This window comes from Pectobacterium sp. PL64, assembly GCF_022477975.1.
Taxonomy (GTDB): domain Bacteria; phylum Pseudomonadota; class Gammaproteobacteria; order Enterobacterales; family Enterobacteriaceae; genus Pectobacterium; species Pectobacterium jejuense.
In genome coordinates, this window is the sequence record NZ_CP092070.1 from 236003 (window position 1) to 248407 (window position 12405).

The 12405-nt window shown below is 54.2% G+C and carries 11 protein-coding genes; all 11 read left to right on the forward strand.

All coding sequences use genetic code 11. The annotated features are described in order from the left end of the window. Positions 1–221 precede the first annotated feature (221 nt). A complete protein-coding gene (locus HP572_RS01115; RefSeq protein ID WP_039485846.1) occupies positions 222–1868 on the forward strand; it encodes a Na+/H+ antiporter in 1647 nt (548 codons plus the stop codon). A gap of 356 nt (positions 1869–2224) precedes the next feature. Beyond that, entirely contained in the window at positions 2225–2935 is a 711-nt protein-coding gene (locus HP572_RS01120) for a response regulator transcription factor (protein WP_010285248.1), read from the forward strand. Continuing rightward, positions 2913–4412, forward strand: a complete 1500-nt coding sequence (locus HP572_RS01125; RefSeq protein ID WP_039282097.1) for a HAMP domain-containing sensor histidine kinase — start codon at positions 2913–2915, stop codon at positions 4410–4412. Before HP572_RS01120 ends, HP572_RS01125 begins: the two co-directional genes overlap by 23 nt. Before the next feature lie 313 nt (positions 4413–4725). Beyond that, complete coding sequence (locus HP572_RS01130) at positions 4726–4947, forward strand: Flp family type IVb pilin (protein WP_010285252.1); 222 nt, start codon at positions 4726–4728, stop codon at positions 4945–4947. A gap of 7 nt (positions 4948–4954) precedes the next feature. Further along, on the forward strand, positions 4955–5506 hold the full coding sequence (locus tag HP572_RS01135; RefSeq protein WP_240584542.1) for a prepilin peptidase: 552 nt from the start codon (positions 4955–4957) through the stop codon (positions 5504–5506). 46 nt (positions 5507–5552) lie between these two features. Beyond that, entirely contained in the window at positions 5553–6497 is a 945-nt protein-coding gene (gene cpaB / locus HP572_RS01140) for a Flp pilus assembly protein CpaB (RefSeq protein ID WP_240584543.1), read from the forward strand. A gap of 80 nt (positions 6498–6577) precedes the next feature. Beyond that, complete coding sequence (locus HP572_RS01145) at positions 6578–8017, forward strand: type II and III secretion system protein family protein (protein WP_205564203.1); 1440 nt, start codon at positions 6578–6580, stop codon at positions 8015–8017. A gap of 21 nt (positions 8018–8038) precedes the next feature. Next, positions 8039–8725, forward strand: a complete 687-nt coding sequence (locus tag HP572_RS01150) for a CpaD family pilus assembly protein (RefSeq protein WP_240584544.1) — start codon at positions 8039–8041, stop codon at positions 8723–8725. A 14-nt stretch (positions 8726–8739) separates the two neighbouring features. Next, a complete protein-coding gene (locus tag HP572_RS01155) occupies positions 8740–9939 on the forward strand; it encodes a hypothetical protein (RefSeq protein WP_240584545.1) in 1200 nt (399 codons plus the stop codon). 58 nt (positions 9940–9997) lie between these two features. Continuing rightward, positions 9998–11401 (forward strand): CpaF family protein, encoded by a 1404-nt coding sequence (locus HP572_RS01160; RefSeq protein ID WP_240584546.1) that lies wholly within the window; start codon positions 9998–10000, stop codon positions 11399–11401. An 18-nt stretch (positions 11402–11419) separates the two neighbouring features. Continuing rightward, positions 11420–12400 carry a type II secretion system F family protein gene (locus tag HP572_RS01165; protein WP_240584547.1) on the forward strand — a complete coding sequence of 327 codons (981 nt, stop codon included), beginning with the start codon at positions 11420–11422 and terminating at the stop codon, positions 12398–12400. Positions 12401–12405: the final 5 nt, after the last annotated feature.

Here is a 12405-nt window from a genome sequence, read left to right on the forward strand (position 1 = left end):
CTTCTTTCCCTTCCTTAGCATTTCTCACGCCAAACGCGATTTTATGTGCCCTTTTATTGGCTTTGGGTTGATGTAACTTGTGTGATAATCAGTAAAGTAATTACTTCTCTCCTCCAACCAGAAATCCATTTTCATACCGAGCTAAATGCGTTAAATATGGAAGGGCAGTTTGCTCGCTAACAGGCAGAATTTTTTGATTTAGGAGTACGTCTAAGGAAAGCATGGAAATATTTTTTACGATTCTTATTTTGACCCTGGTTGTATCCCTGTCTGGGGTCGTTACCCGCATTTTACCTTTTCAAATCCCTCTGCCTTTAATGCAAATCGCGCTTGGTGCCATTCTTGCCTGGCCCCAGTTCGGTTTGCACGTTGATTTCAATCCCGAGCTGTTTATGGTGCTCTTCATTCCGCCGCTGCTGTTTGCCGACGGCTGGAAAACGCCGACGCGTGAGTTCCTGAAACACGGCCGGGAAATTATTGGTCTGGCGCTGGTTCTGGTGCTGATTACTGTGGTGGGCATCGGCTATTTCATCTACTGGATGGTGCCGGGCATGCCGCTGATTGCGGCCTTCGCGCTGGCCGCCGTGCTATCGCCGACGGATGCCGTCGCGCTGTCTGGCATCGTCGGTGAAGATCGTATTCCGAAAAAGCTGATGGGCATTTTGCAGGGCGAAGCGTTGATGAATGATGCGTCCGGCCTAGTGTCGCTGAAATTTGCTGTCGCGATTGCGATGGGCACGATGGTGTTTACGGTTTCCGGTGCGACTCTGGAATTCATGCAGGTTGCGCTGGGAGGGTTGCTGGCGGGCGTCGGCGTGACCTGGCTATTCGGTAAATCGCTGCGCGCTATCAGCCGCTGGAGCGGTGATGATGCCGCAACGCAGATCGTACTGCTGCTGCTGTTACCTTTCGCGTCGTATCTGATTGCTGAACACATCGGCGTGTCGGGCATTTTGGCTGCGGTGGCGGCGGGGATGACCATCGGGCAGTCGGGCGTGATTCGTAGTGCGCCGCTGACGATGCGGCTGCGTGCGAACGGCGTGTGGTCGATGTTGGAGTTCGTGTTTAACGGCATGGTGTTCATCATGTTGGGCCTGCAATTGCCGGACATTCTGGAAACCTCGGTGACGCAGGCAGAGCTGGATCCAACGGTTGAAACCTGGATGCTGTTTACCGATATCGTGATTATCTATGGTGCTTTGCTGCTGCTGCGTTTCTGCTGGCTGTGGGTGATGAAAAGATACAGCATGCACATCCAGAAAAAGCGCCCGATGATCTTTGCCGAGTTTTCCACGCGCGAGCTGTGGATCGCGTCCTTTGCTGGCGTGCGCGGGGCGATTACGCTGGCGGGTGTGCTATCCATTCCGTTGCTGTTGACGGACGGCACCGCGTTCCCATCACGTTATCAACTGGTGTTTATCGCTACGGGCGTTATTTTGTTTTCTCTGCTGTGTGGCGTGCTGGCGTTGCCGTTTCTGCTGCGTGGTGTGGTAGTGGCGGACAAGGCCGCGCATGCCAAAGAAATCCGCATGGCGCGCATGGCTGTGGCAGAAGTGGCGATCAAAAGTATGCACAAAATGGAGGAGCGTCTGGCCGCCGATCGAGAGGAAAACATTGATGAGCAGGTGCTGAAAGAAGTCAGCGCGCGCGTCATTGGTAATCTGCGCCGACGGCTCATTGATAAAGACGATCCTGAAAATGGCCTGCTGATTGAGAATCTGGAGCGGCGTTTTCGTCTGACCGCGCTGAATTCCGAACGTGCGGAGCTGTATCACCTGCGTGCCACGCAGCAAATCAGCAATGAGACGTTGCAAAAAATGCTGCGCGACCTCGATCTGATGGAAGCGCTTCTGATCGAAAATGAGTAAGACGCGGTGAGACGATCCTCGTTACCGCGTTGATTTCTTTCTCTTCTCTTTTCTTCCTCTGCATCCCCATGGCGTAAGCGATGGGGATGTTTTTTATGCGCCCAGTCTAAGAACGACGTCAGGCGATTGTAAACTGCTTGTCACTAAATGATAATGATTGTTATTATCCGTAGGACTTTTCTCATAAGTGAAAAGTAGAGCAGTAAAAAACAGAAAACTAAAAAACCAGAAGCACAAAACGGCCCGCACGGTATCAACATCGTGTGGGGTGAATGGCTGTTTGAAGGACCAGATAAAATAAACGGACATTAACCCTAAATTAATTAGGTAATAAGCCACGTTTATAGGGGAACATTATGCGTGTATTAGTGGTTGATGATGATTCTGTGCTGTGCCATTGGCTGGGGTCTAAATTACATTCCCACGGCCATTCTTGCCGAATGGTGCACGATGGCGCACACGCATTAAAAGCGATCAAGGATGAAGTTTATGATGTCGTTCTGTTAGACAGAATGTTACCCATCATGGATGGATTTACGGTATTACGTGAATTACAAGGATCACGCCATCCGCCTATTATGCTGCTCTCGGCGCTGGATCGTGATGTCGATCGGGTGATGGGTTTAGAGCTTGGTGCGGAGGATTATCTCGGCAAGCCTTTTAATTTTAATGAGCTTAGATTACGTCTGGATATTATGGCGCGGCGCGGTAAACGCCATGTCGATAATCCTTCCATGCTGACTTTTGAAGACCTGCAGCTTGACCGTATGCAGCGCGTTGCATGGCGCGGCGGCAAGCGCATCGATTTGACCGATAAAGAGATCAAGTTACTGATTATATTGATGGAAAATCCGGGTCAGGCGATTACGCGTACGATGCTGTTAGAGCGCGTATGGGGCTATAATTTTGATCCGCAGACCAATCTGATCGACGTTCATATGTCAAAACTGCGGGCGAAAATTGATAAAGGCTTCCCGCGTCCATTAATTAAAACGCTAAGAGCGATGGGCTACGCATTAGGCGCGGTAGATAAGGACAAAACCGATGTTGGCAGCCACGCTGAATAAAATAAAAATAAAGAAGCTCGGGCAGCGCTGGCAGGTAAAAATAAAACACTGGCAATTACTGGGGGCAAGCCAATATCCCGGCTTTTTATGCACCTCTAATTTTCGCCAGGCAATAACCATTGTTTTTCTGTTCTTATTGATGATGCTGATGTGTATTGTCGGCTTCAGTTCATTAAGTGAAACGCTGATTAGAACGCATGTCCGCGAAGTTATTCTGGGTAATATTTACGACTATTCGATGCAGTCGCGTTTAACGAATGCCGATAGCCTGATTACGCAATTACGGCAGGATAATCGCGCGAAAGGGGATGAATTACCGCTGTTTCTGGTGATGGATAAAGATGGTGATATTCTGTATCACAATCATCCATTAAGAACGCATCTACTCCCTCCCCATTCTGCAAACTCACACCCTCTGGAAATGCGGCAGCATACTGATTGCCAGATGGATGTCAGCTGTCTTAAAGCCGAAATTTCCAGCCCTGACGACCCGAATCTGATCGGTTTATCCGTGATGTTGGATGACGGGGGCGTGCTGTTTACCGCTTACAACATTCGGCCCATGTTAGAACGGGTGAGAACCATCCCGCTCGTGGCGGGGGCGGGACTGTTTGTCGTGCTGCTCTTTTGCCTGTTTGTCAGCCGCCATTTCAGCTTACGCAGTTTGCGCAGCGTGGAGAAAATCCGTGCGGCGCTACATCGCTACAGCAGCGGTGAGCAACAGGTGCGTATGCCGCTGTCGCCTTACGACGATGATTTTGACAGCCTGAGTGCCGATATTAACCAGAATCTGGAACGCATTGAGCGCCTGATGGAGCAGGTGCGTAGCACCTCCAGCCATGTTGCGCATGAACTGCGTACGCCGCTGACGCATCTGCAAAATCGCCTGTTCAATCTGACAGAGCGGGCAGGGCTGGATAACGACATTCGTGATGAGTTGAATCTGGCGGTGGACGAGGTGCATAAAATCCTCGGGCTATTCCGTACCGTGATGCGCATCGGTGAAATCGAAAGTGGGCGCTGTGTGCACCAGTTTGAGAACATTGAAGCGCGCCAACTGCTGGAAGAAATTGCCGAATATTATCAGCCGCTGGCGGAAGAGCGCGGCTGTCGCCTGAAGATTGAAATCAAAGCCGGAATTCAGCTCTTTGGCGACCGGGCGCTGTTGTTTCAGGCGCTGGCCAATCTGGTAGAGAACGCGCTGAAATACGCGGCGCAGGGAAAATACATCACGCTGAGCGTGACGCTGTATCGTGGCTGGATCGCTCTGAGCGTTGCTGACCGCGGTCCGGGCATTCCGCCGGCGCTGCATGCCAAAGCGCTACAACGCTTTCAGCGGCTGGATACCTGGTTTCAGTCTGGCTATGGGCTGGGATTATCTCTGGTTCAGGCAATTACCGACCTGCACGGTGGCAAACTCTATCTGGACTCTTCAGAGCCGGGTTTGAACGTTTACCTGTGCCTTAATCGCTGCTAATCCTCTTTTTCTCGATGAAATATGGCGCGCGGTGAGTGGGTTTTCTCTGCTTACCATGACGATTTTCTCTTGATCGTTTATGAATATCCCTGCAAAAAACATGAATATTTATTAATTTTCCCCGCAATGAAAACTGTGTTAATTATTGATTTGTATTGATAATTTTTTGTATGGAAAGATTAACGAATATTAATGTTCTACTGCTTGCGGCTCTTGATAATAAGTCTCATTATTAATCTTATTATCATCATGGCTCCCCCCGAATTTCCGAGTAGGCCATGATTTCTTTGCCTGCGGATTAGAGAGTCTTCCCATGAAAAACATGAAAGCAAAATTGCGTTCTTTCCTGCGTGACGAGAGCGGTGTAACGGCAATCGAATACGGCATTCTTGCGGCGGCAATGGCGGCAGCTATCGGCGCTATTTTTGGCGGCGACGGTATCTTCGTGAAAGCGCTGAATGAGAAATTCAGCCAAATCGCCGATCAAATTACCGGTACGGGCACCAGCGGCGGTACATCCGGCGCCGCGAAATAAGCGCGAGATGGCGGATTACACGCACTGGCCACAGACGGTACTGCTGATGGGGTGCCTGGTGTGGTGTATCAGTACCGACCTGTTAGTACGCAAAATTACCAATCAGGCGGTACTGATTTTATTGCTGGGCTGGCTGTTTTTCAGCGCTTCACATGTCCTGCAATCCGGTGCGTTAGATATGTTGGCACTACGGAAAACGCTCTGGGCGCTGCCAGGTGCGGCGGCAGTACTGGTTGTGGGATTTATGCTTTTCCTCACCGGCAGATTAGGCGCCGGGGATGTCAAGCTGATGAGTGTACTGTGCCTGTGGGTTGGGCAAGGACACCAGATCGTTTTCGTCATGGTGACGGCGCTGGCTGGCGGTGTTTTGGCGCTCAGCCTGCCGCTGCTGAATACCGTACCCACAGCGGTGGCGATGGGCATTCAAACCACCAACCGGATATTCAAGAGTCGGTTGCCTATGCCACCCGCGTTGCCCACCGATCTTTCTCAAGGCATACCTTACGGAGTCGCCATTGCGTTCGGCGCGATGTATGTCCTGATTTTTCCCTTGTTTTAATTCTGTCGCAGCTTTAAGACACACACGCTAGGGTAGGCAAGTTGAAATGAAAGTGAACTCTACATACGTACTGTCAGGCGCACTCGTTCTGGCAGGTATTGTTGCGCTGATGGTGCGTAGCCATCTCTCTTCTGAACCCCCTGCGCCGCCTCCGGTCGTGGTTAAAGCGCCGGAAAAAACGGCTGTTTTGGTGGCCGCGAAAGATCTGCATCCCGGTGATTTCATTGATTCTACCTCGTTACGTTGGCAGACCACGGATGAATCGGTTTCCCGTGCGTTTAACTTCGTTCGCGGTCAGGACAAGCAGTCCCTGCTATTGGGTGCGACCCTGCGTGAAACGGTGAAGGAAGGCGCGTGGCTCAGCAGTAATGTTGTGGTGAACCCCAATGAGCCGGGTTTTGTCGCTGCTGTGCTGCGTAAAGGGATGCGTGCTATCTCCGTTCCCACTAGCGCTATTGCGAGCAATGCCGGGCTAGTGTCCGCTGGCGATCGTGTTGATGTGATCCTCAGTATGAGACGAGACGATCAGTCAGAGCTACCTGCAAGCCGTAATCAGCCTGTTGTGATGCCGCTGCTGGCATCACAAACGATCGTGCGCGATTTACGCGTATTGGCGCTGAACGATAAAACCGGTACGCCGGTATACCCACGCTTTGATACCACGGAAGACGGTACGGTGCTTGATGCTACCGCCAAAAGCCGTGAGTCTGCCGTGCGTTCTCGTCCTGCAACCTATCAAACCGTTACGCTGGAAGTGACGCCTCAGCAGGCTGAAGCGCTGGCGGTTGCCAAAGAGCTGGGCATTCTGCATTTGGCGCTGCGCAGTGCCGATCTGGATGACTCGGTCGATCCGGCCACAGGGCGACCACATGTGACCACGGTTCCGCTAGCGACCGATATCTACGGAGCACTATCCGTAGGATCCGGTGGACACAAAGTGAAAATCTATCGCGCTGAGCAAAAAGACGTGGTGACGTTCCCCTCCCGATAGAACGAGTACGCAATCTGACAGCCTGCGGGGAGCCGCGAGCTGCTCATGGAAAAATGAAGCCCATTACGGAAATTAAGTAAATGACGATGTTTTCGCTGTTTTTGAAATCGGACTTTCGGGGTACGTGCAAACGATTGCTGGCCGCTGGCCTGTTTAATGCGGTATTGCCTGTCACGCTGACGACGATGATGTTGCCTGCAACCACGCTGGCGGCTGGGGTATCGGTAGCGCCTGTAACCGATGAGGTGCACCTGACCGTGCACCAGGGACGGTTATTGCAACTCAACGAGCTGCCGGACAGCGTGCTGGTGGCCGATCCGAATATTGCCAGTTTCGAACTGCCTTCACCGGGTAATCTATTTGTCTACGCTAAAAGCGTCGGTACCACCACGCTCTACGCGATGGATGAAAATGGCAATGTGATCAACGCCATTCGTCTGGTATCCGAGCATGATTTGAAAGCGCTGGGTGAACGCATGAAGCGTGAATTCCCCGGTGCGGATATCCAACTGGAAGCCTCGATTCCCAGCGGCGTGATTGTGCGCGGTAGCGTCGATACCCCGCAGGATGCCAAGCGTGTGATCGACAGCATACAGGCTTATATCAGCGCGTCCGCCGGCGGTGGCGGGCAGGGTGGTGGAGGCGGTGGCGAAAGATTGCCAGGCTCCAGCGAATCCTCCGGCAAAGTGATCAACCAGCTCAAAATCAAAACGCCTTCGCAAATCAATATTCAGGTGCGCGTAGTGGAAGTGTCCCGCAAGTTAACCAGCGAACTGGGCTTCAACTGGGCGGCATCACTGAGCACCGGCAGCGGCAACATGACCGCAGGCAGCGGATCGCGTCTTAATCTGTTCAACGCCACGACCGGACGATTTGCTAACCCAACGGATGCGGGCTTCCTGAACTTCGGCCGTTCCAGACTGAGCGGATTGTTAACCGCGATGAACCAACAGGGCATGGCAACGGTATTGGCTGAACCTAACCTGACGGCGATGTCAGGGGAAACCGCGGCGTTTGCTGCGGGGGGTGAAGTGCCAATCGTCCTGATCACCAATAACAGCGTCAGCATCGATTACAAATCCTACGGTGTGATTCTGCGCATGACGCCAACGCTGCTGTCTGCCAATCGCATCAGCCTGCATATTGCACCGGAAGTCAGTGAGCTAACTGACGTCGGTTCCGTGCAGCTGGAAGGCGGATCGCGTATTCCTGCATTAACGGTACGTCGTGCGGATACCACGGTAGAGCTGGCCAGCGGACAGAGTTTTGCCTTAGCAGGCATGCTGCGTAGCGCTGGTAGCCAGACGATCAACGGCGTGCCGGGATTAAGCAGCGTGCCGATGTTTGGCCGCCTATTTGAAAGCGAATCTACCAGTCAGGAAGAAACGGAATTGGTGATTATTGCGACCGCCTATGTCGTTGAGCCCGTTAACGCGGGCGATCTTCAGACGCCAGGACAAGGCGTAAAAATGCTGGATTCGTCCATGCCACGCTCTGCATCTATCGGCTATCTCTACTGAGTCCGCAAGGGGCAATAAAACATGAAAACGATCAACAACAGTTACCCCCTGCTTCGCCCGCTGCACATGCGTGTGGCGGTGCTGACCGCCGTTGTTCTGCTGGCGGGATGCGGATGGAATAAGCCGATTAACGACGTCCGTATGCAGCGCTTCGATCAGCCTGGGCTTCAACCGATTGCCGTCCAGCCTTCATCGGTATCAGTGCCGTTACTGGTTGCACCGAGCGGGCGCGGGTTCCTTCCTGAATCCCTGAAACAGCTGAATATCATGCTAAAGGATCAGGGACGGCTATCCGCACAGACGCTGACGCTTATCCCGCACAGCACAAGCGGTGAGCAGATGGCAGGACGACTGGCTACCGTGCTGAAAAATGCCGGTGCTAATCCACAGAATGTGAAGCAGATGCGCCGCTCTACGACGAGTGGACAGAATGGCGATCTGGAAGTGATCTCCGAAGCGCTGGTGGTCAAAACTACCCGCTGCACGATCAACGACCCCAATCAGTTGATGGTGAAGCCCTATGAGGCAATGGGTTCTCTCGGCTGCGCCACGCAAAACAATCTGGCGATGATGGTCGCCGAACCACGCGATCTGATTCAGGCAAAAGCACTGGATAGTGCGGATGGTGTGGCGGCGGTCAATAGCATCGAACGCTATCACAAAGGTGAAGTGAAAGAGCTCATCGACATTAACTTTGAAGAAGATTAAGGGCGTGACATTCCATGAGTGAAATTACCCCTAACGATGGTGAAGAACTGGCGCTGCCGCTGGTGGCGTTCGCCAATGACGTACGCGATGTAGCCGATATCGGCGATCTCTTTACTCGCCTGAAACAGCCGGATGTACCGGTGATGTCCGGCGGTATCGCTGCGGCGCGTCAATGGTGTGAACTGAATGTCCCGCCGCGCATTTTGCTGGTGGATCTGGAAGGGGCGCACTGGCCGCTTCCGGCACTTGAAGAGCTGCTGAGCGTTTGCGGCCCCACCAGTCAGGTGATAGCGACGGGCAAAGAACAGGATGTCGGCTTGTACCGCGCCTTGCTTCAGGCGGGCGTGGTGGACTATCTGGTGAAGCCGTTCACGCTGGATCTGCTGGCAGCAACGCTGGCGAAGTGTGAAGGCCAACAGGCCGGACCGGAATATGCCCGCATGGGCAGGACGATTGCGGTCGTCAGCGCCAGCGGCGGAAGTGGTGCCAGTACTGTGGCGATGGGGCTGAGCCGCCTGCTGTCCGGCGAGCGTCATTTGCCTGTGGCACTGGTGGATTTTGACCGTCGTAACGGCGACCAACTGCTGTTGCAGGGGCAAACCGATAATGCGGGTCTGGCGGCAGTGTTGGGAACGCAGGAACTGGATACCCGACTGCTGCAGCGCGCCATGCTGCGCGTGGATACCCGTTTGCACCTGCTGGCACAGAAGCCAGAACTGGGGGAATTGGCCCCGGTTGACGTCGATAACGTGCTGAATCTCGGCGGCGCGCTGTGCCGCATGTTCAATCAGGTGATTTGGGATCTGCCCAGCAGCTACCCGACCGGTGCGCTCGACGTGCTGACCTACGCGGATCTGCGCATCATCGTGACGGAATTGACGCTTCAGGATGCGCGTAATGTACGGCGCGTGCTGAATGAGATCGGTGACGAAAGCGAAGGACAGCGCCTGTTGCTGGTGCATAACCAGAGCCGTTTTGCTACGACAGCGCCGTTAAGCCGCGATCAGTTCGAACAATTTACCGGCCGGAAGATTGATGTCGTGCTGCCGAATGCGGGCCACGCGTTATCGCAGAGCCTGATGCTCGGCGCACTGAATCTGGCTGCTGCACCCGCTTTCCAGCAGGGATTACGTCAGCTGGTCGATCTGGCCTGCGGCGTGCGCGCCAGACCGGCGGAAAAACGCTGGTTCTCGCGTTGGTTAAAACGCGCCTGATGATGTTCAGCGTTTACCGTTTTTCAAAGGGCTAACGGACTATTTTAGGGTTACGGACATGTTGATTCGTAAGAACAACCTGCAAAAAAGTGAAGCAGGAAAAAGCACGCCTCAGCCTGCGCCTGCTGCCAATGTGGCAGAACTGAAAACGCGCCCGGCTGCGGAGAACCGCACACAGCCTGCGGCGAACACGTCTTCTGGATCTGCACCGGCTACCCGCCAGACGGACAACCGAAACAGCCAGCGTCGGATTATCCGCGCACAGCTCTACGATCAGATCGACGCGGGTAAAGCGGCGATGATGGGGCGCGACAAGCTGTTGGTACAGATCGAAACGGTGATCCGCCGCATCTGTGATGAGCAGCGCTTGCAGCTTTCTCGCCAGGAAGAGGAAGCGATCGCCACCGAAATGCTGGATGAGATGACCGGGATCGGGCCGATCCAGCCGCTGCTGTCGGATGACACGGTCAACGATATTCTGGTCAACGGTGCCGGTCAGGTGTTTGTCGAACGCTTTGGCAAGCTGGAACTGTCGCCGATTACCTTCATTGATGAAGAGCATGTGTTTAACACCGCGCAGCGTATTGCCGCCGCGGTGGGTCGTCGTATCGACGAAGCCAGCCCGATGGTGGATGCGCGTCTGCCGGACGGTAGCCGCGTCAACGTCATCACCTATCCGCTGGCGATCGACGGCACCATGATCTCGATCCGTAAATTTATGCGTCGCAACCTGTCGCTGGAAATGCTGGCAGAGCGCCGCTGTATGTCCTACGCGATGGCGGATGTCCTGAACAAAGCGATGCAGGCGCGCGTTAACGTGATCGTCTCCGGCGGCACGGGCGCGGGGAAAACCACCTTACTGAATGCGCTGTCGCAGAAGATCGGCAGCACCGATCGCATCATCACCATAGAAGATGCCGCCGAACTGCAATTGCAGCAGGAGCACGTGGTGAGACTGGAAACGCGTCCTGTCAGCGCCGAAGGCACTGGCCGCGTCGATCAGCGCGATCTGATGCGTAACGCCCTGCGTATGCGCCCTGACCGTATCATTCTGGGCGAGGTGCGCGGCGGCGAGAGCTTTGACATGTTGCAGGCGATGAACACGGGTCACGACGGTTCGCTGTGTACGGTGCACGCCAATACCTCGCGCGATGCGATACAGCGTCTGGAAAACATGGTGATGATGGCGAACATGCAGCTGCCGTTGATGGCGATCCGCCGTCAGATCGCCAGTGCAGTTCATCTGATCGTGCAGATCGAACGTATGCGCGACGGCATGCGCCGCGTGGTATCCATCACCGAAGTGTGTGGCATGGAGAACGAAGTAATCCAGCTTCAGGATCTGTTCAGCTTCAATATTCAGGGGATGGATGGACAGGGTCTGTTGACCGGTGAATATGTTCAGCACATTCAGCGTCCGCAGTTCTACAGCGATAAAGCGCACTTGTTTGATGCGCAATGACGGACTGAGGAGACGCCGATGAGTGATTTACGCCTGAATCTGATCACGCTGCTGGTATTTGGCAGCGTGCTGATGCTGTTTCTGGCGATCAACGCCTGGAAAAAGTCACGGCAGCAGCGCATGCAGCGCGAACAACGCTGGCAGCAGATTTTGGATGAGGTCAGTCCGTCGGCCGCCGCCGTGGCGTCTGATTCCATTCTGCGTGACGAGATCAGAACACCGCTGATGGGTGTCCCGGTGATTGGACGCTGGCTGGCGATCCTCTGGGCGCAGATGACGTTCATCGGCTGGAAAAAGAACCTGCTCCAGCGTTCCCTTGCGCTGGCGGCGGTGAGCCTGATTCTCGGCATGATTCTGGGTCAACGTACCCTGCTGCCGCTCACGATGGGGCTGATATTTACGCTGGTGCTGTTTATCAGCATCGGCATGCTGCTATTCCGTTCGACGCTGCAAAAACACCTGAAAGCGCTGCGCGAGAGCCTGCCGGAAGCCATTGATGCCATTACCCGCAGCTGCCGTGCCGGTGTGCCGGTGGCGAATACCTTCTCAATTGTCGCGGAGCACCTGACCGGGCCGCTGGCGAATGAATTCAAGACGATCGATCACTGGCTGCGGCTGGGGATTCCGCTGCGTCAGGTAATCCAGGCCTCAGCTACGCGGGTGCCGATGTCCGAATACCGTTTCTTCGTGGTGATTTTGATCATCAATCAGGAAGCGGGTGGGCGACTGGGGGAAACGCTGGAGCGTCTGTCCGCGACGCTGCGTGAACGTCGTGAATTGCAACTGAAAGTGCAATCCAAAACGTCGGAAGCGCGGGCGTCCGCCAAGATTGTCGCCGCACTGTTCCCAGGCTGTCTGGCCTATCTGTACATGAAGTCACCGGAGGATTTCAGTTTCTTATTCTCCGATCCGGTAGGAACGACGGTACTGATTTACGCCTTGTGCAGCGTCTCGGTCGGCATGTTGATCACGCACGTGATGGTTAAACGGATAGGGTAAAGGGA